This window comes from Mucilaginibacter aureus, assembly GCF_053514885.1.
Map to the genome: position 1 here is coordinate 222,341 of NZ_CP170601.1, position 26,704 is coordinate 249,044.

Annotated in this window: 22 protein-coding genes; 14 read left to right on the forward strand and 8 right to left on the reverse strand. The window is 43.2% G+C overall.

Going from position 1 to position 26,704, the window contains the following annotated elements; translation table 11 throughout:
- Positions 1 to 127: 127 nt before the first annotated feature.
- The 5 genes from ACFGVR_RS01065 to ACFGVR_RS01085 all read right to left on the reverse strand — a co-directional run bounded on the left by ACFGVR_RS01065 (position 128) and on the right by ACFGVR_RS01085 (position 4,854).
- Positions 128 to 454 (reverse strand): hypothetical protein, encoded by a 327-nt coding sequence (locus ACFGVR_RS01065; protein ID WP_448700524.1) that lies wholly within the window; start codon positions 452 to 454, stop codon positions 128 to 130.
- Between the two features lie 56 nt (positions 455 to 510).
- Positions 511 to 825 carry a hypothetical protein gene (locus tag ACFGVR_RS01070; RefSeq protein WP_448700525.1) on the reverse strand — a complete coding sequence of 105 codons (315 nt, stop codon included), beginning with the start codon at positions 823 to 825 and terminating at the stop codon, positions 511 to 513.
- Positions 826 to 860: 35 nt separating this feature from the next.
- Positions 861 to 1,871 carry an NAD(P)H-dependent glycerol-3-phosphate dehydrogenase gene (locus tag ACFGVR_RS01075; protein WP_448700526.1) on the reverse strand — a complete coding sequence of 337 codons (1,011 nt, stop codon included), beginning with the start codon at positions 1,869 to 1,871 and terminating at the stop codon, positions 861 to 863.
- An 80-nt stretch (positions 1,872 to 1,951) separates the two neighbouring features.
- Entirely contained in the window at positions 1,952 to 3,292 is a 1,341-nt protein-coding gene (locus ACFGVR_RS01080) for an efflux RND transporter periplasmic adaptor subunit (protein WP_448700527.1), read from the reverse strand.
- Between the two features lie 104 nt (positions 3,293 to 3,396).
- The gene (locus ACFGVR_RS01085; RefSeq protein WP_448700528.1) at positions 3,397 to 4,854 is read right to left on the reverse strand and encodes a TolC family protein; all 1,458 of its coding nucleotides are present in this window, start codon (positions 4,852 to 4,854) and stop codon (positions 3,397 to 3,399) included.
- Between the two features lie 53 nt (positions 4,855 to 4,907).
- Between ACFGVR_RS01085 and ACFGVR_RS01090 the strand changes: the two genes are divergently transcribed.
- From ACFGVR_RS01090 to ACFGVR_RS01105, 4 genes are all read left to right on the forward strand, one after another.
- Entirely contained in the window at positions 4,908 to 5,525 is a 618-nt protein-coding gene (locus tag ACFGVR_RS01090; RefSeq protein WP_448700529.1) for a polysaccharide deacetylase family protein, read from the forward strand.
- Positions 5,526 to 5,622: 97 nt separating this feature from the next.
- Positions 5,623 to 6,372: a hypothetical protein gene (locus tag ACFGVR_RS01095; protein ID WP_448700530.1), complete on the forward strand. Its 750-nt coding sequence runs from the start codon at positions 5,623 to 5,625 to the stop codon at positions 6,370 to 6,372.
- A gap of 81 nt (positions 6,373 to 6,453) precedes the next feature.
- The gene (locus ACFGVR_RS01100; protein ID WP_448700531.1) at positions 6,454 to 7,143 is read left to right on the forward strand and encodes a hypothetical protein; all 690 of its coding nucleotides are present in this window, start codon (positions 6,454 to 6,456) and stop codon (positions 7,141 to 7,143) included.
- A gap of 44 nt (positions 7,144 to 7,187) precedes the next feature.
- Positions 7,188 to 7,994: an alpha/beta hydrolase family esterase gene (locus ACFGVR_RS01105; protein WP_448700532.1), complete on the forward strand. Its 807-nt coding sequence runs from the start codon at positions 7,188 to 7,190 to the stop codon at positions 7,992 to 7,994.
- A gap of 41 nt (positions 7,995 to 8,035) precedes the next feature.
- Here ACFGVR_RS01105 and ACFGVR_RS01110 read toward each other — a convergent pair whose 3' ends face one another.
- Positions 8,036 to 8,641, reverse strand: coding sequence for a trimeric intracellular cation channel family protein (locus tag ACFGVR_RS01110; protein WP_448700533.1), 606 nt, complete (start codon positions 8,639 to 8,641; stop codon positions 8,036 to 8,038).
- Between the two features lie 141 nt (positions 8,642 to 8,782).
- Here ACFGVR_RS01110 and ACFGVR_RS01115 point away from each other — a divergent pair, with 141 nt between their 5' ends.
- From ACFGVR_RS01115 to ACFGVR_RS01150, 8 genes are all read left to right on the forward strand, one after another.
- Positions 8,783 to 10,252, forward strand: coding sequence for an alpha/beta hydrolase-fold protein (locus ACFGVR_RS01115; protein ID WP_448700535.1), 1,470 nt, complete (start codon positions 8,783 to 8,785; stop codon positions 10,250 to 10,252).
- A 215-nt stretch (positions 10,253 to 10,467) separates the two neighbouring features.
- Positions 10,468 to 10,908, forward strand: a complete 441-nt coding sequence (locus ACFGVR_RS01120; protein ID WP_448700537.1) for a hypothetical protein — start codon at positions 10,468 to 10,470, stop codon at positions 10,906 to 10,908.
- A gap of 271 nt (positions 10,909 to 11,179) precedes the next feature.
- A complete protein-coding gene (locus ACFGVR_RS01125) occupies positions 11,180 to 11,524 on the forward strand; it encodes a HopJ type III effector protein (RefSeq protein WP_448700539.1) in 345 nt (114 codons plus the stop codon).
- Between the two features lie 321 nt (positions 11,525 to 11,845).
- Positions 11,846 to 12,274, forward strand: coding sequence for a hypothetical protein (locus tag ACFGVR_RS01130; protein ID WP_448700541.1), 429 nt, complete (start codon positions 11,846 to 11,848; stop codon positions 12,272 to 12,274).
- Between the two features lie 461 nt (positions 12,275 to 12,735).
- The gene (locus ACFGVR_RS01135; RefSeq protein WP_448700542.1) at positions 12,736 to 15,942 is read left to right on the forward strand and encodes a chemotaxis protein CheB; all 3,207 of its coding nucleotides are present in this window, start codon (positions 12,736 to 12,738) and stop codon (positions 15,940 to 15,942) included.
- Positions 15,943 to 16,375: 433 nt separating this feature from the next.
- A complete protein-coding gene (locus tag ACFGVR_RS01140) occupies positions 16,376 to 16,954 on the forward strand; it encodes a hypothetical protein (RefSeq protein WP_448700543.1) in 579 nt (192 codons plus the stop codon).
- Positions 16,955 to 17,047: 93 nt separating this feature from the next.
- A complete protein-coding gene (locus ACFGVR_RS01145) occupies positions 17,048 to 17,308 on the forward strand; it encodes a hypothetical protein (RefSeq protein WP_448700544.1) in 261 nt (86 codons plus the stop codon).
- Between the two features lie 228 nt (positions 17,309 to 17,536).
- The gene (locus ACFGVR_RS01150; protein ID WP_448700545.1) at positions 17,537 to 18,124 is read left to right on the forward strand and encodes a DsbA family protein; all 588 of its coding nucleotides are present in this window, start codon (positions 17,537 to 17,539) and stop codon (positions 18,122 to 18,124) included.
- Here the strand turns inward: ACFGVR_RS01150 and ACFGVR_RS01155 are convergent.
- Both ACFGVR_RS01155 and ACFGVR_RS01160 read right to left on the reverse strand, forming a co-directional pair.
- Positions 18,080 to 18,811 carry a response regulator transcription factor gene (locus ACFGVR_RS01155; RefSeq protein ID WP_448700547.1) on the reverse strand — a complete coding sequence of 244 codons (732 nt, stop codon included), beginning with the start codon at positions 18,809 to 18,811 and terminating at the stop codon, positions 18,080 to 18,082. The genes ACFGVR_RS01150 and ACFGVR_RS01155 overlap by 45 nt on opposite strands.
- A 295-nt stretch (positions 18,812 to 19,106) precedes the next feature.
- A complete protein-coding gene (locus ACFGVR_RS01160; RefSeq protein WP_448700549.1) occupies positions 19,107 to 19,319 on the reverse strand; it encodes a hypothetical protein in 213 nt (70 codons plus the stop codon).
- Between the two features lie 526 nt (positions 19,320 to 19,845).
- On the opposite strand from ACFGVR_RS01160, the gene ACFGVR_RS01165 reads away from it, so the two are divergent.
- Together ACFGVR_RS01165 and ACFGVR_RS01170 are read left to right on the forward strand one after the other, a co-directional pair.
- Positions 19,846 to 22,113, forward strand: a complete 2,268-nt coding sequence (locus tag ACFGVR_RS01165; protein ID WP_448700551.1) for an aconitate hydratase — start codon at positions 19,846 to 19,848, stop codon at positions 22,111 to 22,113.
- 255 nt (positions 22,114 to 22,368) lie between these two features.
- Positions 22,369 to 26,637: a two-component regulator propeller domain-containing protein gene (locus tag ACFGVR_RS01170; protein WP_448700552.1), complete on the forward strand. Its 4,269-nt coding sequence runs from the start codon at positions 22,369 to 22,371 to the stop codon at positions 26,635 to 26,637.
- Positions 26,638 to 26,704: the final 67 nt, after the last annotated feature.

Sequence of the window (26,704 nt, forward strand, 5' to 3'; positions counted from 1 at the left end):
AATTAAATACACTAAGGTAAATAATTTTCGTAATTTGAAATAGAAAACAGGCTTGTAATACTCTAAACAGCGATTAACTGCGGAAAGGATTTTTGAAAACAGGAAGAGTTAGTATAAAAGAAAAGTCTTATCGCGAAAACTCCATTAACGATGAATCGGGATACATTAGCTTTAGCACATGATCATCCAGTTTTACTACCACGAATTTGCTATAGGGCTGGTTACCCTGAAAGGAGGTATAGATAGTGTCGTCCTTCATAAAATAATCTTCGGGCACGGGCGAATCATTATTCATGGTAAATTGCTTGTTGGTGATCTTTAAAATAGTTGCACCATCTTTTGATCTCCATTCGCCTTTGATCTTTTTGGTTTTAGCCTGCCCCGACGAACACGAAGCCATTAACAGCATCACAGCTACAGCAATATGGATCAATATCAAAGCTAACGTTTTCATCACAGGTGTTTATTGTATCGGGCCAAGGGCAGGCTTTTGTTGGTTTGACTTAAGTATTACGACGTTGGTTTATTACGCAACTGAGATTTTTTTATATACACCTTACCCCCCTTGTGGTTTACGTAATAACACTGATCGTGTTTGTTGATATAAATGGTTTCGCCATTAGGACCCTGCTTACCCGAGTAAACTTTATCAACCACTGCCGACTCGGCCTTTACGGCAACCTTAGCGGTTGTATGGGCTGCTTTAGTAGTTCCCTTTGCTACTTTGGTTGTAATTTTAGTAGTGTCCTGCGGCGCTGCAGCGGCAGCATTCAGTACAAAGAGTGAAGCACCTAATATGAAGGCGCCTTTTAGTATGTTTTTCATAACCTTTAACATTTAAGTAGTGTATGTAAGCTACACTAACTCAAATGTTCGGCCAAATGCTGCATTTCGAGCACAGGAGAGCGTTTTTTATACAAAATGCTATATACAGCACTACAAATAGGCATATTTACCTTGTATAGTTTGTTAACCTGGTGTAGGCAATTTACTGCATAATAGCCTTCGGCAACCATATTCATTTCAAGCTGGGCCGACTTAACGGTGTATCCCTTCCCTATCATATTACCGAAGGTACGGTTACGGCTAAACTGCGAATATGCGGTTACCAGCAGATCGCCCAGGTAAGCCGATTCGTTGATATCGCGATCAATGGGATGCACGGCATCAACAAAGTTTTTGATCTCGCGGATGGCATTGGATATCAATACCGACTGGAAGTTATCGCCATAGCCAACACCATGGCAAATACCGCTGGCAATAGCGTACACGTTTTTAAGCACGGCGGCATATTCGGTACCGTAAATATCGTCGGATACGTTGGTTTTAATATAGCGGGTTTGCAGCATACCGGCAAAACAAGCCGCCAGTTCGTTATCGCGCGAAGCAACAGTAAGATACGACAGCTTTTCGAGAGCAACCTCTTCGGCGTGGCAGGGGCCGCTTAATACCACAATATTTTCGAGCGGTATGTGGTACACCTGGTGCAAAAAATCGCCGATGATCATGTTATCATCGGGCACGATACCCTTAATGGCCGATATGATCTTTTTGCCATGCAAATCGGCAGGTGTTATGTTGTGCAGTGCTTCTTTTAAAAAGGCTGCGGGTACGTTCAGTAAAATAAAATCAGCTTTAGCGATCAGGCTTTTCAGATCGGTGGAGATGTTTTGCGCCGGAACCTTGATCTCGACAGAACTGAGATAATGCGGATTATGCTTGTATTGTTGCAGGTATTCAACGGCATCCGCATTACGCATCCACCAGTATATCTCTTTATCAACCGGGTTATCGGTAAGCATCTTAACATTTGCCGTAGCCCAACTGCCGCCGCCCACTACCGTGATCTTTTTTGTGCCTTGAATATCCATGAAAATAAATTGTCCTGCTTACAGCGCTTGGTTTTACGCTATAAGCAGGACAAAATAAGCAATTATTATGCAGATATTATTTATTTCTTGCTATCATCTGATGTAAACAATCTTGACTTGTCAACTTTTTCAACCATATCCTTATCCTTCAGTGTTTTTGATATGGCCGAGTACGGGCCTGCAACCACTTCTTCGCCACCCTTTAAACCCGAAAGTACCTGGATATAGGTATCATTCTGGATGCCGGTAGTAACCTGTACCTGTTTAACTGTGCCATTCTGGTAAACAAAAACATATTCTTTTACCACATCGCTGCTTACTTTGGTTTTGGTAGCGTCGTCGGTTTTAGGTTTGGTAGCATCAACCTTTTTATCCTCGCGGGTAGTTACCGATTGGATAGGCACTGACATGGCAATGGTATGATTGGTCTGGATATCGGTAGTAGCTGATAAACCCGGTTTAAACGGAGAAGGATTTTTAGTGTCCTTGTTCATCAGGCGGGCGTATGATTCGGGCAGCAGGCGCACCTTAACGGTAAAATTGGTCACCTGGTCGGCACTGGTACCCACTACGTTGGCCGAGCTGCCTATTTCGCGCACAACGCCGGTAAATTTCTGGCCTAAAAAGGCATCAACCTGTATATTGGCCGAATCGCCGATGGCAACCCGGTTGATATCGTTTTCGTTCACATCAACGTTAACATCCAAAGTACTCAGGTCGCTGATGGTCATGATCTCGGTACCTACGTTTTGTACGGTTCCTAAAACGCGCTCGCCTTTTTCAACTGATAGCTTGGATACAACGCCATCAACCGGCGAATAAATATCGGTTTTAGCTAAATTATCCGATGCCTCCTTTACCGACGCTGATGATTGCGCCAAACCATAGTTTGAACCAACCACATTTTGGTGGGCGGCTTCCAAAGCTGCTTTGCTCGACTGATAATCGGCTACAGCAGCATCAAACTCGGCTGCCGAAAGTACCTTTTTATCATAAAGTTCTTTGCTGCGTTTGTATTTAGCCTCGCTGTTGGCAAAGTTTGCCTTGGCCTGCTCATACATCTGGCTGGCATTGCCCACGCTCGCTTTTTGGGTATTATATGATGCGATCGCCCTATCGTATCCCGATTTCAGAATGTCAGGGCGTACGCGGCAAAGCAGCTGGCCTTTTTTAACCACGTCGCCTTCTTTTATAGGCAGCTCCACAATCTCGCCCGATACTTCTGAGCTGATCTTAACCTCGATCTCGGGTTTAATTTTGCCGCTTGCCGATACAGTTTCAACGATATTTCGTTTTTCGGCTTTTTCAACGGCTACCTGTGTTAATGCTGGTTTGCCAATTATACCGGCCGCCTTTAAAATGATCAGCAGGACAACCAGTGCTCCAAGCGCTATCAGAATATATTTTGTAGTCTTTCCCATGGTTTATTTTGATTTCGGAATTCGGATTTTCGATTTCGGATTTAAATGATGTTTAATTTTTATTTTTTTCTTGTGGTCTTTCTGACTTTACTGACTTCCGTCTTTTACAATGTAATCGGAATTCCCAGGTAATAGTCGATTATTTTACTCCTGAAAATCAGCTCATAACGTGCCTGTATCATGTTAAACTCGGCCGTATTTAAGTTGATCTGCGATGTGTTAAAATCGAGCGAATTAACCAAACCCACATTGTATCGCTGTTGCGTTACGTTAAACGCATCTTTGTTCGATTGATAGGTTTGCTGGGTAGATATATACTTTTTATCAGCGGCACGCAGGTCAACCACTGCTTGCGCGATGGTTTTATTGAGGTTATTTTTTGCCAGTTGTGCGGTAACATCGGCTATCTGGTAATTCAGTTTAGCTTTACGTACGGTGGTGCGTGTAGCAAAACGGCCAAATATGGGGATCTGTAACGATACACCGATAGCCTGGTTAAAGTTATCGACAAATTGGCTGCCAAAAGGGTACTGACTGATCACCGGCTGATAGGCAGGGGTTATAACCGGTGTATTGGTACCGCTTACCACGCCAACAGTTTCAAACCCGCCGGTTGGCTCAACACTCGATAACCTGCGCGCATTTGAATAGTTTGATCCTAGCGAACCAAACATAGTTAAACTTGGATAATAGTTACTTTTAGCCACCTCGATATTTTGGTTAGCGGCCTGCTTTTGTATTTCGGCCAGGTGCACATCCGGGTTAATATTTACCGCTTTTGAGTAAACATCCTGGGCATCGTACAAGGTTTTAACATCAGTTAGCCTGCTGATGTCGGGCCTTTCAATGGTAATGGGTGTGGCGGGATCCATCTCCATATACTGTTTGAGTGTAAGGATGGATATATCCAGGTTGTTTTGGGCCGTGGTTGCATTCAGTTCGTTGGTTGATACCGTAGCTTTAGCCTGCGACAGATCGGCCAGGGTATTATTGCCCACATCAAAATTTTTCTGAACCTTATCTAAACTTTGTTTGGAAATGTCGATCTGCTGTAAAGCTGCCTTTAACAGATCCTGGTTGGATAATACCGATAAATAAGTAGTGATCACGTTAAGCGTCAGATCGTTTTTGATCTTAGCGGTTTGGCTCTTATCCACATCAAGCAACAGCTTGTTTTCGAGTATCTGGTTTTTTAACAATCCTCCCTGGTAAAGCAATACCTGCGATGTGATGGAGCCGTTGATACCCAGTATGCTTTGATTAACAAACAGGTTGGTAGACGGATCGACACTACGGCCAAAGTTGTACGAAGCCTGCGGGTCTGCTGATAAATTGGGCAGGCGATTGTATTTGGCCTGGTTAAGGTTTTCAACATCAATGGCTTCGGTAAATTTTGCTTGTTTGATCTGCAGGTTATTTGCGAGTGTAAGGTCGACGGCTTTTTGCAAGGTAATTACCTGCTGCGCACCGGCCTTAAAAGCAGCACTGCCCATGAGCAAAAAGCAAATCAGAACGGCTGTAACACGCCTGTTGTTGTTAAACTTTGGTATCGTTCTTTTCATCAAAAATATTTTTTGTAGTATTACTATAAATACATTTTGCTTTATTTGCCCGCATGTACCTGGTTAAAACACCATTGCTGCTCAAAAAGCTGTATCCCGGCTTAACCTGGAACCTTAACCGGGCCGACCGCTGTATTTATCTGACCTTTGACGATGGACCCATACCTATTGTTACACCGTTTGTATTAAAAACTTTAAAACAATACCATGCCAAAGCCACCTTTTTTTGCATTGGCGACAATATACAAAAACATCCGGATGTTTTTGAACAGGTAAGGGCCGATGGGCATACTATAGGCAACCATACCTTTAACCACCTACGCGGCTGGGCAACACCAACCGATGAATATACCGAAAACTTTAAAAAGTGCGATGCCCAGTTGAACAGTCCGTTTTTTCGCCCGCCATACGGCCGTATTAAAAAAGAACAGATCAGGGCGCTTAAAGCTATAAAACCCGGTTTGGATATAGTGATGTGGGATGTGCTTAGCGGCGATTTTGACATTAACCTAAAACCCGAAAGATGCCTGCAAGGCGTTTTAAAACATACCGAAAATGGCTCCATTGTTGTTTTTCATGATAGTCTGAGGGCCTTTCCGCGTTTGGAATATGTTTTGCCTTTGGCAATGGAGCATTGGAGCAAGCAGGGGTTTGAGTTTAGGGCGCTATAACTAAATAACGGCAGTGCGTAAATTCTAACCAATTCGTCATTATCAACTATCGGCGCCTCTCCTCTAAAATACTATCTTTATTTCCAAACATAACCTAATGAAACACCTTGTAATTATTGCCGCTTTATTGTTCGGTTGCCTTAGCGTACGGAGCCAGGATACCGTATCGCGCTCAAATCAGTTAAACCCACAAATTTACGAAAGCTTTTATGTACTAAAATCTAACAAAAAAGTTCGGCATGGGCTTTATATTGCCGTGTACAAAAAGAGTACCGTGCTGGCCAAGGGCGAATATAACAACGGCAAACGGGCCGGCCAATGGCAATTTTTTGATGGCACCGGCAAACCTGCACAAGTGTACAATTATGACGAGGGCCGGTTTACAATGATTGATGAAGCCGGTAAAAAAGGAACCAAATGTACCTTTGCCCAAGAACCTGCCCCAACCGATAGTGTAAGCAAACCTATAGCCATTGGCGGTTTTATTTACGCTGTAACGCCATTGATAGCCATTCGCCCTGATATTGATGACAAAGTTAGACCCTATAACATGGAAGAAGGGAAGATGCAAACCGTATACCACCTGCTTGACATTAATGAAGAAGGGTTTGTAACCAAACACACGGCATATACCGAAATTGACGGCAAAAAACGCACCTGCGATGTTGACGACCGCGACTATACCGATGGGTCGCAAAAGTTTGTGCCCGCTACTATTAACCATAAACCGGTAGCATGCCAGGTTACCTATCAAACAGGTTTTAGTATCCGTATCCGCACCAGCACTACTACAACTACCAGATCAAGCATAGGCGCACCCGGCCGGCCCGATGGCAATGGATTTTAAGATAGCGGGGGTATTATTAAATAAACCGGGATAAAATAACGATGCGTTTTAAGCGTATAAGTTTTATCTTTAGCTACCATTATGAAAAAATCGCTATTATTTTACGTTCTTCTGCTCGGCATCTTATCCGGCTACAGCCAAACCGTTAAACGCAGTAATGATCTAACTCCGCAGATAACCGAGAAATTCAGCGTTTTAAAATCGAACAAAAAAATACGAGAGGGCGACTATACAGCCAGCTATAATAAGGGCGGCTTACTGGCGCAGGGCAGTTATGAAAACGGCTACCGTACCGGCGAATGGGAGTTTTACAACAACAAAGGCGACCACATACAAACCTATAATTACGATACCAATACCATGACCTTTAGGGATACTTCGGGCAAAAAAGGTATGAAATATTTTTTTTCGCAAAATATTTTGAAGGGCGATACCGTGAGCAACCCCATCCCTGTCGGCGGTTATTACTTTGTGATCGTACCGCTGGTGTTTTACCATCCCGAGCTAAGCGATATGATCAGGAAAACCTATCCCAATATCGAAAAGGTTGAATGCTCACACATCCTCACCATCAGCCCGGAGGGCCTGTTGGCCAAACACCAGGTAATGATCACTGTTGACGGCAAAAACCAGCTTTATAATTTAAGCGACCCAGGCCTTGAAGACGAGTACAAAAAGTTTGTGCCGGGTATGATCAACGGTAAACCTGTAGAATCAAAAATAACCACAACAACATTTTTAACCTTCCAGCAGACAAGTTATTACCGTTAATGTGCCTGATTTGAACCTTTAGCCATTATCTCCATCTAATCAATATGTCAAAAAGAAATTTCACAGATTACATCCTCGTTTTAATGCTGTTGGTTTTTGCGCTTGGCGCGATGGCCCGGGAGGCCGACCCTATCCAAACCATGCGCTGGAAAGTTGGCGATACTACCCGCGAGGCAATGGTGTATATTCCGGCGGGAGCCAAAAATAAATTGACTCCGGTAATTTTCGTTTTTCATGGACATGGCGGTACTATGCGCAATATGTTTAATGCGCGCGGTTTTGAAAAGTTATGGCCTGAAGCAATTATTGTAGCTCCGCAGGGGCTTAACACGCCCGGGCAGCTAACCGACCCTAAAGGCATATTACCCGGATGGCAAAAAGGACCGGGCGATATGCACGACCGTGACCTGCTCTTCTTCGATGCGATGCTTAAAACCTTGCGGCAGGATTATAAAATTGACGATAAGCGTATTTATGCTACCGGGCACTCAAACGGCGGTGGCTTTACTTACCTGCTTTGGGCCACGCGGGGTGACGTTTTGGCGGCGGTGGCTCCGTCGGCAGCGGTGGGGTTTAGATTCGCTAACCTATTGAAACCTAAGCCGGCCATGCATATTATGGGCGAACAGGACCCGCTGGTTAAACCTGAATGGCAAAAGATCCAGTACACCCAAGTACTTAAATTGAATAGCTGCAGTGCGAACGGTGAGCCTTACGCGCCACAGGCTACTTTATATGCCTCGGCAAGCGGTAACCCGGTGGTACTTTATATTCATCCGGGCGGGCACGTTTACCCACAGGAGGCTAACGCGGTGGTGATCAGGTTTTTTAAAAGTATGGTGAAGCCGTAACAATACAAACCCCATCTATTGTTAATTGTAACAGCTATTGCTCAGGCAGAAGGTAGCCGCCAGTTATACCGCACCGCCAGGATGCGCAGCAGGCAAATGCAAATAATAGCGCCCGACTGTGCTACGGGTGCAGGCAGTATCTGCAGCAGCAAAAAGTACAGGATGCCGCCGGCTATACAGGCGGTTGCATAAAACTCGGTCCGCTGGAAGAGCACCGGGATCTCGCGCACCAATAAGTCGCGCAATACGCCGCCGAAACAACCTGTAATAGTACCCAGCGCTACGCAAAGCGCGGGATGAATGCCGGCGGCTAAACCTTTTTGGATACCTGTAACAGTAAACAGGCCCAAACCAAGCGCATCAAAAAACACCAGGGTTTTGTTTAAGTTGCGAAACGATCCTTTAAACAAGCGGGCTACAATTGCGGCCACCAAAATGGTTGTTGGTGTGGTGAGATCGCGCAGCCAGGTAACGGGTGTATTGCCGATCAGCACATCCCTCACGGTGCCTCCGCCAATAGCGGTAACAAAAGCGAGCACCAGCATACCGAAAATATCCAGCTTTTTCTCCATCGCTAAAAAAGCACCCGAAATGGCAAACACCGCGGTGCCAAGCAGGTCGAGCAGAAAAATGAAAGAGAAGTGCATAAACAAACCTACACATAAACTACGTAATAGCGGGGCGGGCGCTGCTCAAAACAATACCAATAACGATACTATGTTTACCCAACAACGACCTGGTTTGCAACAACCGCGTAAAAGCCTATATTTGGTTATACTTATCATCACATGAAAAAATTTAGCCTTTTTATTGCCGCTTCCTTTGTTTTGATATCCGGCGCGTTCGCGCAAAAAATTAGAGTAAGCTTTCCGGACAGCCTGCTTAAACAGCCTTTTACCGGTAACATTTTGCTTTACCTGTCAAAAGATTCCAGAGAGCCTAAAAGCGGCACGGCCGGGCTGGATATTTTTCCATGCTTCAGGATGTATGTTAAAGATATCAAGCCAGGCACAGCGGTGGTGATAGCCGACAATGCCATTGCGTACCCTGTAAAACTTACGTATTTAGAGCGCGGCACCTATTACGCACAAGTTGTTTGGGACCGGGACATGGGCGGCCGCTCCATCGGCGAAAGCCCGGGTAATTTATACAGCGTTGCGCAAAAGGTAACATTCACCAAAGATTTTCATGTTATTTATAACCTCAAAGCCACAAAAAAAATAGCCGAACCTACGTTCACAAATACTCACTATACCAAAGAGCTTAAAGTACCTTCGGCTTTGCTGAGCAATTTTCATCACAAACCTGTAAGTATTGATGCAGCCGTAATTTTACCTAAAGAATATTACACCGAAACACAGCGAAAGTTCCCGGTTAAGTTTGTGGTATCGGGCTACGGCGGCGATTACCATCGCTATTCGGGTTCGGATAAACCTTCGCCCACCATGGATACCACGGCCTGTATTATGGTTTACCTGGATGGTAATTGCCCGCTGGGCCACAGCGTTTATGCCAACAGCGATAACAACGGCCCCTGGGGCGACGCGCTTACGCAGGAGCTGATACCGCAACTGGAGAAAACCTACCGATGCAATGGCGCCAGACTTTTAAACGGACACAGCAGCGGTGGCTGGACGGTGCTGTGGCTGCAAACACATTATCCGAAAGTTTTTGACGGGTGCTGGTCGAGCTCGCCCGACCCGGTGGATTTTCGTAGTTTTCAAAAAGTTAATTTGTACGAACACCAAAATATGTTTTATGGTAAGGATAGTTCGCTTAACCAAACAGGCACCATTGCCGGATACTTCCCCTGGTTTAACATGCGCAACATTTACCGGATGGAGCACGTGATCTATCGCGGTGAGCAGATGCACTCGTTTGATGCGGTGTTTAGTAAAAAGGGTGCCGACGGTAACCCGCTGCGCATTTGCAATTACGTTACCGGTGAGATAGACGGCGCTGTATTTGAACACTGGAAAAACTATGATATATCGTTATACCTGCGTACTAACTGGGACAAAATTAAAGGCGACCTTGATGGCAAGGTTAGGGTAACCGTGGGTAATAATGATAACTTTTTATTAAACTACGCCGTAACCATGCTGGAGGGCGAAATGAAGAAGCTTAACTCGGGCTTTGTATTTGCCTATTACCCGGGCGACCATTTTACCGTGGCTACCCCCGAATTTTTTAAAGCCGGCAATGAGTTTTTACAAGTAAAGTATCAGCAATGGCTTGCGAAGAATAAGTTGCAGTAAGCATAGCGAATGTGTGGTGCGATAATAACACCCACCACAAGCTGGCCTTTATTATATTATAAATGCTACACAGTTTGCACACCCGTTATAAACGAGCGCAAGTAGTAGTTGCGGATATTATGATAAGATAATACATCGAAATGCAAACCCATCATAATATCCACCTCACACAGACAGATATATTTGATATATAAACCATTATAAAACATCTTATTATGAAAAAATCAAATGTATTATTCGCATTGGCGATAGTTATCGCTATGTTCTCATTTGCCTTTAAAGCCAAGGCACAAACTACTGTACCGGTTCGCCTGGCTTCGCGCTCGGGCACTATTTCAAACTGGACCTCGCAGACGACGGTGTGGGTTACCCTGCATAACAACACTACCAACGAAGATTTTTATCTTCAAACAAGCTCAACCAATTACAATAGCGATGATGACACCTTTCATTTAGGCAGAATTACCGAAGGTAGCTATACGGTAACGTTTTCGTACTATAACTACACCTGCTATTCGGGTGGGTTTGATTGGGTAGCCAACGACCTGTCTGGTTCCAATTTATACATGTATAATTGGACTGATGCCCAGGTTCCCGGGCTTGCAACAGCCAGTGCCGATTTGGGCGAGTTTTACATGGAACTGTATTATTATTGACATTTTGACAAATAACAACAAACAAGCCGCCCGTAATATTCGAGACGGCTTGTTTGTTTTTGATTCTTTGTCGTTCGCCGGCTTTCTCGAAGTTCAGCCTATAAGGGTGGGTTATCATCACACCACAAGGCTAAACGGAACAGTTATCTATCGCCATTGTGAGCCAATAATATTAGCTTTGCAAAAACTTTAGCATGGTAGAACTAAGGCCCTGCCCGCTGTGCAAATCGACCTTTAGACCACAGCTTAAAAGCGCGACTAATATTACAAAATGGAAAAACAACTCAATGCTTTAATTACATCGTCTAAATCAAATTCACTTGGCTTCGCAACCGTTTTAGAGTTTATAGAGACCTATTACCAACATCAACCCACCGCATTTAAAAATGGAGATGTACACAACGAGGCAACCCAAAACCAGGGAAGTGCCAAAGTTTTTACTTTAGCCAAAATGAATGGCTTGAGTAAAGAAGACACCCTTTATTTATTTGCCGAACATTACCAGGCTGTTTTAGCTCATCCGGGCGGAACCGATCATCAAAACATCAGGCAGTTTATGCTGCATGGTTGGGATGAGGTAGTTTTTGAAGGGGATGCTTTGGTGGTGAAGGGGTAATGGTATTGCCGTGATCCCGCTGGGATAATGTCATACGCTTTATAATGTGACCTCTTTTGCCTTAAACGAGGTTTTTGAATTTTTCTGATCAAATTGGTCACCAGTCATAATGATGCGATCTGTAACGATCTAAAGAACTGATACAAAATAAATATTTGCATTTGAATATGCAATTTATAGTTTATTGGTGCTCGCCTGGACATCGAGCGGTTTCAAAAATAGTCCCCAAATAGTTATCGTCTGCTTTGGTTTATTCCTTTTTAATTCATTAAATTTGATCATGAAATCATTTTTTACAGTTCTAATTCTAAAACTTTGATCATGAAATCATTTTTCACAGTTCTAATTCTAAGCATCATCGCCAGTACAGGATTTTCCCAGGATGTTCTGAACAAGGTAAAAAGCGCTGCCGCATCGCAAGGCGTGTCTGCGCCATCATTACCGTCATTGCATGACATTCCAGGTGCCGCCAATGCCATTATGGGGCAACTAGGACCAGCACTTGCATTAACAGCGGCGCAAAAGCCCACCATTTCTAATATAGTTACCGGTTTTTTAAAACAGAAAGCGGGCATATTATCGTTAGCAAGCACCAATAAAACCGCTTACGACAGCAAATTTTCAGCACTTCAAAGCAGTGCATTCAGCAAAATAAAAACAGCTTTAACAGTAGCGCAGTACACTAAATTCCTAAACCTCAAACCTTCGGCCCCAAGCGCCAGCAATGTGCTCTCCAACTTGTTTTATTAAATAAATAAGTTGACCAGTACGCTCGTGAAGTGCCGTCTCCGCCTTTGTTGGTGTTATCACACATACGTACTAATGTGCAAAAGCCACATCTCAAGGGGCATTTGCGGCTTGCCTTACACTGAATGAAAGCTGGCGTTCGCTCCACGAAATTTGGAAGAGATGCATACAAGCTACCAGAAAGGTAAATTCTTTATTCAGCAGGGACTCAATCCCAGCAACCCGACAGGCACGGAAGAACAGAACCGAGCTCCGATTATCAACTCCCCCCAATATGTTTGATAATTGAAACTGATTTGAAATATAAAAAGCTATTTTTAATTAAAGCACCGCCTGAAAGTATTTAAGCAGATACCGCAATAATAAATACGTATTATTGAAATTTAATTGTAAGTTTACTTAATTTCCTATTTCTTTCTGCCCGGGCTCTCCATCACCCTTTTTTAACTTTTTAATTAGTGCGCATGCTTATTGTTGAACCACATCATATTATAGCCATTGGCGCTTCTGCAGGCGGTATGGAAGAGATCAATTCGTTTTTTGACCATACACCTTTAGATGGTGTTTCCTATATCATTGTGCAGCATTTGTCTTCCGATTTTAAGAGCCGGATGGTGGAATTGCTGGGGAAACATAGCAAACTGGTAGTAAAGGAAGCGGAGGATGGAATGACGGTTAACAGTAACGAGGTTTATTTGATCCCTCACGATAAATTTATGACCATTCGGGACAGCACGTTGTATTTAACAAATAAGGAAAATGTCAAGGGCCCGCATTTAACTATTAATACCTTTTTTAATTCGCTTTCGGCCGATTATGGTAAAAAGGCCATCGGTGTAGTTCTTTCCGGCTTGGGCTCGGATGGCACCGAAGGTATCAGGGCCATTAAAAAGGCCGGAGGTATGGTAATAGCACGTAACCCCGCTACTTCTGCATTCGGCAGTATGCCGTCGAGCGCTATTGCAACCGGTGTGGTAGATTTTGTGTTAGAGCCGGCACAGATGCCGGGCGCTATTGAAGATTATGTTAAAAGTGAGGGGGAATTGCTAACGGACGAAGCTGATGATGAAAAGAACCTGAAAGCTATTATCGAACTCATTAAGGAAAAATCGCCGCTTGATTTTTCGGACTATAAACAAACCACGATCCTGAGACGGACCAAAAGAAGAGCTTCCTACGGAAACTTCACGACCCTGACCAGCTATCTTAATTTTTTAAAGGAATCGCCTGAAGAGGTGGACGCGCTGTCGAAAGATTTTCTGATCAGCGTAACTTCTTTTTTCAGAGATGCGGCAGCATTTGAATTTATAGAAGCCGAGGTATTACCCAAGCTATTAAAAAAACTGACGCGCGGTGAGGAACTAAAATTATGGGTAGCTGGCTGCGCCACCGGCGAAGAGGTTTACTCGCTGGCGATACTGATCTGTGAACTGTTAAAAGATGAGTTTGCTGCTACGATAGTTAAGATATTTGCAACGGATATTGATAGCGCGGCCCTCGCCTTTGCGGGCAAGGGCGTTTACCCGGCGAGCATTTCCCAAAATGTATCACCGGAGCGCCTTGAAAAACATTTTGTTAAAGAAGGGCACAACTACCGGGTAAAGCCGGAAATACGCCGGATGGTAATTTTTGCGCAGCACGACCTGGTGAAGAACCCACCGTACTGCAATATGCATCTGATCAGCTGCCGCAACCTGCTGATCTATATGACCCCGATATTGCAAAAGAAAATATTTACAATGATGCTGTTCGGGCTAAGAATGGATGGGTATTTATTTTTAGGTTCCAGTGAAAACCCGATGCCCATTTTGAAGAACCTGGAAGTAATACATAAAAAGTGGAAGATCTACCGGAACCTGGAAACCAAGCGAGGTGTCAGTTTTGATGCTTTTTCGTTACCTGATCTGCTGGATATCAGTCGCACACCAACCCGTTTACTACCCGGGCCGGATGCGAACAGCAATAATCCCGCTTTAGCGGAAGCCATGAACCAGAGTTTAGCAGCAGAACTGGACTATTTAAGCATCTGCATTAATGAAAACAACCACGTCGTTAAATCGTACGGGAATACCTCTAAGTTTTTGTTGCAAAAACATTTCACCTCGGATTTGACCGAATTGCTGCCAAAGCCGCTTGCGGTAGCATTTAACACCTTAAGCAATCGTGTATTAACAACTCATAAAACGGTTTCTGCAGGCGGCATAAAGATAAAACAAGGCAATACTTTTTTAAAAGTCACCCTGTCTGTCAGTCCGCTGAGCGTTAAAGGGGAGCAAAAATTACTGACGGTAACTTTCAGAGAAGAACAAGCGGACGGGCCCGTACAGCATGAGGATGCGTTTAATGAAAAATTATACCTCGACCAATACACCGTTAACCTGGAAAACGAGGTAAAAGAGCTAAAAGAAAAACTGCAATCGTCGTATGAAAGGCTGGATGCCTCTAACGAAAATATGCAATCGTTTAACGAAGAGCTGATCTCGGCGAACGAAGAAATGCAGAGCACCAATGAAGAAATGCAGTCGGTTAACGAGGAGTTACATACGATCAATGCAGATTACCAGTTAAAAAACAGGGAGTTGCTTGAAATTAATGATGACCTGAATAATTATTTCAGGAGCAATATCAACGGACAGCTTTTTATTAATAATGAGCTTGAATTAATGCGATTTTCGCCCGGAACGGTCAAACAGATCAACCTGCTGGAAACCGATATCGGCAGGCCATTGAGCAATATCTCTACTAACATTAAGCTGGAAACCCTGATAGAGGATATCAAAACTGTGTTGGCCGAAGGGATCGTGATCACCAAAGAAATTGAAACAAATAATGGCAGTTGGTACCAGAGCATGACGATGCCGTATGTACAGCAGGCGGATAATAAAAATAACGGTGCTATTATTACGTTTAATGACATTACAGCATTAAAAAACGCCCAACAGGAACTCGATCAAAAAAACAAGACCCTGTTACGTATCAACGCGGACCTGGACCACTTTATCCATGCGGCATCGCATGATCTGTTAGCGCCTCTTAGCAATATTGAAACGAGTATCAACATCATGAACAAGATCTCCCTTTCAGAACCAAAGCTGATCGATTTTTTAAATGTGATCAATATGTCTGTCAGAAAGTTCAGGGAGCTGATCAAGGATATCGCCACGATTGCTAAAGTAGAGGGAGATATGCTTGCAACGGAAATGGTAGATCTGGAAGAAATTATCGGTAACATAGAATGGAGCCTTGAAAACAAGATAGCGGAATCGGGCGCGGTAATAACACGCGAACTGGAAGTTAAACAGCTGCTTTTTTCGAAAAAGAACCTGAGAAGCATTGTATACAATCTACTTTCGAACGCGATCAAATTTAAACGGGAAGAGAGCCCACTAATTCATGTTACTGCTAAAAAGGATGGGGATTATATCGTGTTGTCTGTACAAGATAATGGTAAAGGCATCCCAAAAGACGGGGTTGACAAAATATTTGACATGTACGGCCGTTTAAACAACGATATAGAAGGACATGGTATCGGGTTGTATCTTGCCAAAAAGATAGTTAACGCGGCGGGCGGTACGATCACCTTAGAAAGCGAACCGGGAATTGGCAGTAAGTTTACCATCTCTATAAAAATTGAAACTGAGCAGCTGGCCGTTACGCCATTTTTAAACTAACAAAAAAACGCTGCTAATAGCAAACCCCCGCGCCTTATATAGTCAATAAATACCCGGTTTCTCTTTATTTTCTGTCCTAAATTTCGTATATTTAGCTACATACTGCGGCTGCGAGAGCCGTTTTATAAGTTTATTTAAAAACAGAGAAGATCAAAAAACACGAAAAAATTTCTTACAATTCCCCCCCCTCTTTTTTTAATGATCGAAGGATTGAGTTATTGAATGATTGATTTGTCTCGTCCTGAAAAAAGCCCCGGCACTTTAATTCGCCTTATTGCCTATCCAAAGATCGCGGTTGTACCCAATATACCCAATTATGGGTATTGATGCGCACTTAGCCATATTTTACTTTTACAATTGGCAACAACGACCATGCCGACAAGTGTTTGCATATCGCTGATCAGCTTCTAAACATTAAAAGCAAAAGTTATCTATGAGGTTTTTTTTTACCAGCTTATTCACCCTTTTTTTACTGAACGCGTTCGCACAAATTGTACCTAACTCAGGTACATATACCACCTCGGATGGTAATTATAGCCTTAAGGTAACTTTTAAAGACGGAACGCTAACCCTGATAGAACCCAATAAAGAATCGACATTTAAACATGCCAGTGGTAATACTTATACCTTCACCAATCCTGTCAACAATATTGATTATGCTATTGAGGTAGTTGATAATAAAACATTGTCTTGTTATCATCCCCGTGACCCCGATAACCGAACTATAATAACATTTACCGGCAGTGCAGCTCAGCCATCATCGGCCAATAACTTTAAGGACTACAAAAAAATGGCCGATGATTATAAACAAAAAATAAAAGACGACCCTAAAAATGGCCAGGCATGGGCATTTTGTGCGGCCGCGGCATTGGCCAGGGCGTCTTACAACGAAGCGGGCTATAAAGAGTATGCAACAAAGGCGGCACAATCATTAAAACTTATTGCAGTTGATAAAACAAAATGCCCCTGCGAAGACGCCATACCTGCTGATATTTGGAAAGCAGCTAAGTAGAATAAGTTATCATCGTAAACACATCATAAACCAAACCTCACAGTAAATACCATGCGACCATTAAAATTACTCTTTATTGCTACTGCCCTAATAATGACCGGGCTATCATCCTGCGATCTTTGGGAGGATGACGAAAGTACTGAACCATCATCTTCTTCATCATCAAGTGGTGTTTGCAGCGGCAGCTACAAAAGCCCGGTTAAAGACGCCCAGCTTGATGCGTTTTGCGGCGCTGCTTACGCTTATAGATGTTTAGATAAAAAAGCGTTGTCGAACTCGCAGGTACAGTCTGTTTGCAGTTCTTACAACTCTTTAAAAGTTTCCAGTGCACCCGAGTGCGGCTATTGTAAGTAATACCATGCCGGGCAATATTGAAATACATATTGTCCCGGTATCGTATTTTGGTCAATGCTCATTTTTTTATCCCCCTAAGTTTTCCAGTTGGTGAAATTCAATACCAGATCCCCTGTTAACATAAACTCTGCTGTAAAGGTCACACAGTTAATGTTGTTGATCGTTTTATCACTTTACGCTTATAATTTACAACGCCAGATAAACAAACTCAATAAAAAAGTGACCAATATGGTTGCAACCGCCCCTGCTGCCCCTCCCGTTAAACTGAACATCGATAGCAGGTCGCCATCAATGGGAACCAATAAGGCCAGGGTAGTGATGACAATTTTCTCGGATTTTGAATGTACCTTTTGCAAAACTTTTGCAAGAGACGTGTTCCCCCGGTTAAAAGAAAAGTATGTAGATAAGGGTTTGCTTAAGGTCTATTTTCGTTTTTTGCCTTTAGATGTCCATCAGCATGCTTTTGCGGCTGCCGAAGCAGCAGCTTATGCAAACGAACAGGGAATGTTTTGGCAAATGCACGACTTTCTTTTTGACAATCAACAAACATTGAATGTCGGGTTATTTTCGGGATGGCTGGCCGGCAAACACCTTGATACGGTTAAATTTAAAACACACCTTCACAATCACACCTATAAAAGCAAGATCGAGGGCGACATTTTTGAGGCCCACAGGGTAGGCATTAGTGTAACCCCTGCAATTGTGATCAATGGTAAAATTACTTTAGGGTCACGGTCGTTCGATCATTTCAGCAAGCTGATAGATGAGGAATTAGCAAATATCCCAGCTGAGGTTGTCGCCGAAACATGTAACTAATAACGAAACGAACCAACATATCAGATCGAAAGCCCGGGCATAATACGATAATTGGTATATAGAACTTGTACTCAATTTTTTACGGATATTTTTCCGGTGCGTTTTAACCGTTTCTACCGAAATAAACAGCTGATCGGCCATTTGTAAAGAGCTATACCCCAAAGCCTCCAAACGCAAAACATCGCATTCGCGTTTGGTTAGTTTTGAAAAGCGGGGGTAATTATTTCTCAAAAAATCGTTCTCTTCAAGTATACGCGACACCTTGCCCGTTACATGCTGAATAGGGTCGATCCTATACGACATTGTAATAATTAACAGGGGCAGGTTTGTATTGTCGCGCATCAGTATCCGCATCGTGCTCATGTGCCATGTCCAGCCGTCGGTACCTGTTAGCCGTACCTGTTGAAAAAAGGTAATACATTCATCGGTATTACTCTCGATCATGTGCTTTACTTTAGGGATGTAGTTTTTTGCGTCCTCCTCATTAAAATACTTGTTGTGATATTGTTGTACAGTAAGACTGCGAACTTCTTCAAAGCTTGTACCTAACTGGGTCAAACCACTTGGCGACATGTATTCGATTTCAAAATCAGGCATCCGGTGAATAATGCATACGCCTGGCAGTAAGTGAACGGTTTGTTTGATCTGGGATATCTGGTAATTGATCTTTTGGTTTTGGTCGGTCATGTTTATATCATACGGAGCGGCAATATAATAAATTGATCTTTATATGAGTCAAATAAAATGATGAGCCGCATTGATCTTTGAAAATATCGGATAAAAAGATCACTCAACTACCCGGGAATTATCCTTTCGCTTGTAATTCTCGCTTATTTTATGTATATTACAATGTTAGGCGCGATGCCCCACTGAACGAAAAGATATTAACAGGAGTGCGAAAATTTCTTACAATTCCCCCCTTGCCGGTTCATTGATTTATTGATCGTAATACGTTAGGAGATTCTTTAGGTTTAGCCGATTATTAAGAAAGCCCCGCAAAATTCCATCCACCTATCGATGTATGGTATACTTTATGAAGCGGAGTGTTTTTTTCAATGACAAACGTAAGCGGGGTAGCGCCAAGCGATACCTCTTTAAAAGTAGGATGGGTACCGTTGTTGATGTTACCGCTTGAAATAAGCATTAAAGTTGGCTCGGTCCATGCCTTTTTAGGCTGATTTAATTTTTTCTCCATTAACACAGTTAAATTAAGTTAGATGATATACTCCGAATATTTGGCTGCCAATTTACAAATTTGATAATAAAGCAAGAAAATTGAACTAAAAATACCCATAAATACCCACCTGTTTATGACGTATTCGTCAAGGCGCATTATGAAAATGATAATTTGAGGTAACGCTAATGTTCACTAATTGTCGCGAATTACACGAATGATCTGCATGTGGCTCTGTAAGTTGGGGATTATGGATCTATGATTTGTTTTTTAGTGGTATCCATGAGCTCGCTATCGCTCGGTTGTCTTCGTCCCTCGCAATGATGCGTGGTGACTCATAAATCCGAAATCGGAGACATCCGAATTCCCAAATAACAACTCACCATTCACTACTCACCACTCATCATGTTATTTAGAACATATCCAAATAAGATTTGCCTGCCGGAATGTGTTCGTTTACCCTTATATTTTTGTAAATTCGCCCAATTGTTAAAAAACGGCCCTAAAACCGTTTGCTTTTCTTTCTTTTACCATAAAAATCAATAAAATGGCTTTTGATTTAGATATGATCAAACAGGTTTACAGTCGCTTAGGCAGCCGTGTTGAGGCAGCCCGCAAAGCTACCGGTAAACCACTCACCTTAACCGAGAAAATTTTATACACTCACCTTACTGAGGGCTCTGCCCAACATGCTTATACGCGGGGTGTTGATTATGTTGACTTTGCACCAGACCGTGTGGCCATGCAGGATGCTACCGCGCAAATGGCGTTGTTGCAGTTTATGCAAGCTGGCCGCCCTCAAGTGGCCGTGCCATCAACCGTGCATTGCGATCACCTGATCCAGGCTAAAATTGGTGCGGATACTGACTTAACTACAGCAAAAGACCAAAATAAAGAGGTTTATGATTTCCTGGCTTCGGTATCGGATAAATACGGTATCGGCTTTTGGAAACCGGGTGCAGGTATTATTCACCAGGTAGTGTTGGAGAACTATGCTTTCCCGGGCGGTATGATGATCGGTACCGATTCGCACACGCCTAACGCGGGTGGTTTGGGTATGGTTGCTATTGGTGTTGGCGGTGCCGATGCCTGCGACGTAATGGCCGGCTTACCTTGGGAGCTTAAATTCCCGAAACTGATCGGTGTAAAACTAACCGGCAAAATGAGCGGTTGGACATCGGCTAAAGACATTATTTTGAAAGTTGCCGGTATACTAACCGTTAAAGGCGGTACCGGTGCTATTGTTGAATATTTCGGCGAAGGTGCTGAATCGCTTTCGGCTACCGGTAAAGGTACTATTTGTAACATGGGTGCCGAAATCGGTGCAACCACTTCGATCTTCGGTTACGACAGCAAATCCGAAGCTTACCTGCGTGGTACTGAGCGTGGCGAAATAGCTGACTTAGCCAACGCAGTTAAACAACACTTAACCGGCGATGCCGAGGTTTATGCTAACCCTGCTGCATACTTTGACCAGGTTATTGAAATTGATCTGAACACTTTGGAGCCACATGTAAACGGTCCGTTCACACCCGATCTGGCATGGCCTATCTCTAAATTCGCGCAAGCGGTTAAAGAAAACAACTGGCCTACCAAATTGGAAGTTGGCTTGATCGGTTCGTGCACCAACTCATCATACGAAGATATTACCCGCGCGGCATCAATCGCTAACCAGGCAATCAGCAAAAACATCAAAACATCGGCAGAGTTCACTATCACCCCGGGATCAGAACTGGTGCGTTATACTGTTGAACGCGATGGTTACTTAAAAACCTTCGAAAGCATGGGCGGTGTGGTACTGGCTAATGCCTGCGGACCATGTATCGGCCAGTGGGCCCGTCATACCGACGATCCTACACGCAAAAACTCGATCATTACTTCCTTCAACCGTAACTTTGCCAAACGCCAGGATGGTAACCCGAATACTCACGCATTTGTTGCCTCTCCGGAGATCGTAACTGCGTTTGTTATTGCAGGTGATTTAACTTTCAACCCTTTAACCGATAGCTTAACCAACGAAAAAGGTGAGCAGGTTAAATTTGACGAGCCAATGGGTATTGAATTACCGGTAAAAGGTTTCGCGGTTGAGGATGCAGGCTACCAGGCCCCGGCTGAAGACGGAAGCAAGGTTGAAGTGAAAGTTGACCCGAAATCATCACGCTTACAATTGCTTGATCCGTTTACCGCATGGGAAGGTACCGACATTAAAGGTTTGAAACTCCTGATCAAAGCTAAAGGTAAATGTACTACTGATCATATTTCGATGGCGGGCCCATGGTTGAAATTCCGTGGCCACCTGGATAACATATCTAACAATATGCTGATCGGTGCGATCAATTACTTTAATGATAAAGCTGATACCGTTAAAAACGAACTGACCGGCGAATACGGACCAGTACCTGCTACACAACGCGCTTACAAAGCCGCAGGCATTGGCTCGATCGTAATTGGTGATGAAAACTACGGTGAAGGCTCATCGCGTGAGCACGCCGCTATGGAACCACGCCACTTAGGTGTACGTGCCATACTGGTAAAGTCATTCGCCCGTATCCACGAAACTAACCTGAAGAAACAAGGTATGCTGGGTTTAACCTTTGCTAACCCTGCAGATTACGATAAGATATTAGAAGATGATACTTTTGATATTATCGGCTTAACAGACTTTACCCCAGGTAAACCTTTACAGGTGGTTATTCACCACAAAGGCGGTTTAGAAGATACGATCACAGTAAACCATACTTACAACGCTCAGCAAATTGAGTGGTTTAAAGCTGGTGGTGCGTTGAACATTATCCGCAGGCAACAGCACGCGTAATAACGTAACAATTTTTTAATAAAAGAGAGGTCTTCGATTATGTCGGAGACCTTTTTTTTGTTATATTCACATTATATAAACCTATGGCCCTGATATCGGCAGTTAAATATTGCTACCGCACTTTCGCAAAAGTTATCTTAACCTAATAAATTTCGAAAAATTATTTCGTATAAAACACCTCTTCAACAATGATTGACCGAACCAAGATGATGTGTGATGATAGGATGTGAAGAAAACAGGACTAAACGGGCTTGCGTGACCGCAAGCAAAATACTGCTACTTGCCATTTGCTGTTTGCAATACTCCATCATCGCATTTGCACAAAAGCCTAATATCAAATTTACCCATGTAAACATTGAACAGGGCCTGTCAAATAGCTGGATCGAGGCTATATTTCAGGATAGCCGCGGTTTTATGTGGATCGGCACACGCAACGGCCTCGACCGGTACGACGGGCAACAATTCAAGATCTATCAAAGCAATAAAAAAGATACCACCAGTATCAGCGATAACTCCATCAAGTATATTTACGAAGATCGCGATCATAACCTGTGGGTTGGCACGGCTAATGGCTTAAACAGGTTTGATGCGAATAAAGACCGCTTTATTCGCTATAAACACAACCCCGGCAATATACATAGTATCAGCAATAATGTCATCTCCTGTATCTATCAGGATAAACGTAAAAATTTGTGGGTAAGCACTTTTGGCGGCGGCCTTAACCTGTTTAACAAAACCCGGAAAACTTTTCAGCATTTTTTTCATGTAAAGGGTATAAAAAGCAGCATCAGCAGCGATACTACCAATACCATTTGTGAAGATCAGAACGGTAACCTTTGGGTGGGCACCAAATTGGGGTTAAATCTTTTTAACCCAGGTGACAGATCTTTCACATTATACAGCAATTCGCTCGATCATGATCACAGCAATGTTTCGAATGACATAAAATATATGCAAACCGACAACAAGGGCAATTTGTGGTTAGGTACGGTAAATGCAGGGATAGTTGTTTTTAACGTCGCGCAAAAAACCTTTAAACAATATAAACATCAGGCTGATAACGATGCAAGCTTATCGGGCAACGAGATCTATTGTGTATTTGCAGATCGTGAAGGACGGATATGGATAGGCAGTGTTAATGAAGGGCTTAATTTATATGATACTGTTACAGATGGTTTTTTTCATTACCAGTATCAAGTTGACAATCCGCTTAGCTTATCGCAAAAAACAGCCTCGGCAATATTTGAAGATAACCAGGGAAATTTATGGGTAGGTACTCATCGCGGTGGCCTAAACCTGTATGCGCCCAATGCAGATAGGTTTAACCTTTACAGGCAGGGCGAAAGTTCTGCTACATTGAGTTTCAGCGATGTAAAATCATTTTGCCAGGATAGTAAGGGGCGCATATGGGTCGGGACGGATGGCGGCGGGCTAAATTTGTTCGATCGTAAGACAAATACTTTTCACCGTTACCTTTATGATGCTAACAATCCTAAAACCGTCGGCTCTAATGCTGTTTTAGATATTATTCAGGATACAACCGGAAATATATGGGTAAGTACATGGGGCGGCGGCCTTAACCTGTTCGATCCGGAACACGGAACTTTTACCCGTTTTAAAAACAACCCGGAAGATAAAACCACCATCAGTTCGGATTTTGTGCAGAAAGTCTACGTGGATAAAAAGGGCAATTTTTGGGTGGGTACTTATTTTGGCGGCCTTAACCTGTTTAATCCTAAAACACGTCGGTTTAAGCGTGTCACTAAAGATCCCGATGGGGTAACTGCCTTTTCGGGAAACAGCGTGGTTTCCATTAATGGTGATAAGGCTGGCAATGTTTGGTTTGGTACCGACGATGGCGGGCTGAACCGTTATAACCTGAATACAAATAGATTCTCGCATTATTTTAATATGGAAGAAGAGAATCCTGACATCCGCGAAATTTTTACCGATAGCAAAGGCAGGCTATGGATAGGGCAAATAGGCCTGTATATTTTTGATCCTGTAAAAAACACATTTTCAACTTATACCCCAAAAGCCGGTTTAGCCGACGAACAGATCAAAGGAATTACCGAAGACAAACAAGGCAACCTATGGATATCCACCTCCAACGGCCTTACGCGGTTTAACCCGCAAACATTTGCATTTAAGAAATTTAATATGGCCGACGGCCTGCAGGGAATGGAGTTTGAGTCAAACGCCGCCTTAACAACCAACACTGGTGAAATGCTTTTTGGAGGTACTAAAGGGTTAAATACCTTTTATCCCGACAAAATTACCACAAACAGATTTGTCCCGCCGGTTTATATTACCGGCTTTCAAATTTTCAATAAAAAAATATCCCCCACCGATGAAAACTCCCCCCTGAAAACTGAAATAAGTTTAACTAAACAAATCACGCTTTCTTATCGCCAATCATCATTGGAGTTTGAATATGCAGGTTTGAACTATACTACATCCCGCAACAACCAGTACGCGTACAAGTTAGAAGGGTTTGATACAAGCTGGAGCTACGTGCACAATACCCGAAAGGCAGCCTATACAAACCTTAGCCCAGGCACATACATTTTTCGTGTAAAAGCCTCCAATAATGATGGGATCTGGAATGAAACCGGTGCATCACTTGTAATTGTGATAGATCCGCCTTTTTGGTTAACATGGTGGTTTAAAATACTTGTACTGGCCATTATCGGCGGAAGCGTATATGGGCTGTATCAAAATAAACTGGCGGTTATCCAAAAACAAAAAAAACGCCTCGAAAGGCAGGTTGAAGAGCGTACTGCCGAAGTAAATCAAAAGGTTAATGAGCTACAGGCGGTAAACGAAGAACTCCACGCACAATCAGAAGTGTTGCACGCGCAATCGGAGGAGTTGCATGTGCAGGCCGAAAACTTACGGGTATTAAATGAACAGCTAACCGAACAGAAAACACAAGAGCAGGCCGCCCGACAGGAGGCCGAAAAAGCCAACCAGGCTAAAAGTATATTTTTGGCTACCATGAGTCACGAGATCAGGACACCAATGAATGGCGTTATTGGTATGGCTTCACTACTGGCCGAAACGGACCTGGACAATGAACAGCGGGAGTATACAGAAACAATCATTACCTGTGGCGATAGCTTAATAAACGTTATTAACGATATTCTTGATTTCTCCAAGATAGAATCGGGTAGTATGGAGTTGGAAAGCGAAGATTTTGACCTGCGCCATACCGTGGAAGATGTGATGGACCTGTTTGCTCAAAATGCTGCGCAGCTTGGGCTTGATCTGCTCTATCAGATAGATTTCGATCTCCCATCCCAAATTGTTGGCGATAGCTTAAGGCTAAAGCAAATCCTGATCAACTTGATCAATAACGCGCTCAAATTTACACATAAGGGCCAGGTGTATATTAATGTGTACCTTTCAGAACGATTCAAAAACGGCGATCTGGAAGTTGGGTTTAAGGTGTCGGATACAGGTATCGGTATACCGTCCGAAAAGATCCCTGGTCTGTTTAAAGCCTTTACTCAGATTGATTCATCTACCACCCGAAAATACGGTGGAACCGGCCTGGGTCTGGCCATCAGCGAGCGCTTGGTAAAATTAATGGACGGAAAAATATGGGCCGAAAGCATATACGGAGAAGGTTCAACTTTTTCGTTTACAATAAAGACAAAAACCGGGAACAAATTACTTAAAGCCGCCGCTGAATCTTACAACATGATAGGGGCCGAAGGTACACAGATATTAATTGTAGACGACAATCAAACAAACCTCAGCATTTTAAAGAGTCAGCTTGAGCAGTGGAAACTTGAACCGGTATTGGCCTCATCGGCTATGGAGGCTTTGCAGATCCTGGTAACAGATAGAAATATTCAACTGGTTATAACCGATATGGAAATGCCCGAAATGAATGGCGTGGATTTAGCTCGCGCCATTCATGAAAGCATCAATCCCCTCCCGGTGATCATGTTGAGTTCTATAGGAGATGAAAGCAGGAAAAAGTTTCCCGGATTATTCAGGTCAATACTCACTAAGCCTGTAAAACAGCATCAACTACACCAAAGCATTATCACCGAACTTCGCAATCAAACTGATACGCACGCACCACGCGAAAAAAACATACCGTTGCTTACTGACGATTTCGCACAACAGTTTCCGCTCAGTATTTTGGTTGCCGAGGACAATGTGATCAATCAAAAAATAATTGACCGTATGCTTAACAAATTGGGATACCGGGCCGATGTGGCTCAAACAGGGTTTGAAGTTTTAGCTATGATTGATAAGAAAAACTACAACATTATATTAATGGACGTGCAAATGCCTCAAATGGATGGCTTGGAAGCAACGCAAACCATACGCAGACAAAACCACACACAACCGTACATTATAGCTATGACGGCGAATGCAATGCCCGAAGATAAGGAGATCTGCATCACTGCAGGCATGAACGATTATTTAGCTAAACCAATGAAAGTGAACGAACTGATCAATGCGCTTCAGGAAGCATTTCTGGCTATGCAAAATCATCAGATTCGATAAATTTCTTTAACTGATCCAATTTTGATCTGGCGATCAAAATTGTTTTACAAAGTATTTGTTTTTGTAG